This window comes from Cryobacterium sp. MLB-32 (genome assembly GCF_000738085.1).
GTDB lineage: Bacteria > Actinomycetota > Actinomycetes > Actinomycetales > Microbacteriaceae > Cryobacterium.
The window spans coordinates 1-1,202 of sequence record NZ_JPRS01000359.1 but is presented as its reverse complement, the minus strand read 5'-3'; the positions used below and the strand labels follow the sequence as shown (position 1 = coordinate 1,202).

The 1,202-nt window shown below is 62.3% G+C and carries 2 protein-coding genes and 1 tRNA gene; all 3 read right to left on the bottom strand.

The window, feature by feature from the left end; genetic code table 11:
* Window positions 1–32 precede the first annotated feature (32 nt).
* The 3 genes from JF66_RS18560 to JF66_RS18550 all read right to left on the bottom strand — a co-directional run bounded on the left by JF66_RS18560 (window position 33) and on the right by JF66_RS18550 (window position 1,093).
* A tRNA-Arg gene (locus JF66_RS18560) sits at window positions 33–104 on the bottom strand.
* A gap of 65 nt (window positions 105–169) precedes the next feature.
* Window positions 170–559, bottom strand: coding sequence for a VOC family protein (locus JF66_RS18555; protein ID WP_035880334.1), 390 nt, complete (start codon window positions 557–559; stop codon window positions 170–172).
* 33 nt (window positions 560–592) lie between these two features.
* Window positions 593–1,093 carry an HNH endonuclease gene (locus JF66_RS18550; protein ID WP_035880333.1) on the bottom strand — a complete coding sequence of 167 codons (501 nt, stop codon included), beginning with the start codon at window positions 1,091–1,093 and terminating at the stop codon, window positions 593–595.
* Window positions 1,094–1,202 lie beyond the last annotated feature (109 nt).

The following is a 1,202-nucleotide window of genomic DNA, read 5'->3' as shown; positions in this document are numbered from 1 at the left end:
GTTTACCGGGGAAACCGGGCCATACAAGGGTGTGCCCCTGGAGGGATTCGAACCCCCAACCGTTTCCTTAGGACGGAACTGCTCTTCCGTTGAGCTACAGAGGCTGGTCTCGTCAGTTTAGCCGCTCGGAACGGTCAACCCGCCCGATCGGTCATGCGACGCGGTGCGGCTACTGCGCCATGTGCGTGATCTGGATCAAATTGCCGCACGTGTCGTCGAACACAGCGATCGTCACCGGACCCATCACGGTCGGCTCCTGAGTGAAACGCACGCCGAGTCCATGGAGTCGTTCGTACTCGGCCGTGACGTCGTCGACAGCGAATTGAGTGAACGGAATCCCATCGGCGACCAGGGCGTCCTTGAACGGCTTCGCCGCCGGGTGACCGCTGGGCTCGAGGAGCAGCTCTATACCCTGCGGGTCTTCCGGGGACACCACGGTTAGCCATCGGTCCTCACCCAAGGGGATGTCGTATTTTGTCACAAATCCGAGCACGTCGGTGTAAAACCGCAGCGCCTTCTCCTGGTCGTCGACAAGAACGCTCGTGAGGGTGATTCTCATGTCATCTCCCCTATCTCCGGCCGAGCGCCCACTCTAGGCGGCGGCCGTGGCCAGGTACGCGTCCCACTGCTCGAGGGGATGCTCCACGCCGCGCACGACCCACGTGGCGCCCTGCGGCATCCGTGGCATGAAGCGCAGACTCCAGCCCATTTCCGCCGGGGTGTGATCACTCTTGGAGTTGTTGCACTTGAGGCAGCACGCCGCGAGGTTGTCCCAGGTATCTCGCCCGCCGCGTGATCGCGGCAGGATGTGGTCGATGGTGGCCGCGGCCTTGCCGCAATAGCAGCAGCGGTGATTATCGCGGCGGAGGACACCACGCCTGCTCACCGGCACTATCCGTCCGCGGGGCAGCCGCACGTAGCGCGTGAGCAGGATAACGCTCGGACGATCCCAGGAGCCCGAAGCGGCACAGACCGGATGCCCCGGATCGGACTGCACGATCGTCGCCTTCTGGTTCATCACCAGAATCAATGCTCGTTTGTAGCTCACCACGGCGAGGGGCTCGTACCCCGCGTTGAGGACCAGTGTTCGCATGCGCTCCCTTTCGAAGGAGACTGGACGGCTTCCAGCCATTCGAACTGCTTTTCTGACGTAAGCAGGTGGGAACGAGCGATCACACAAAAAAGGACGCTGTCACGAATGA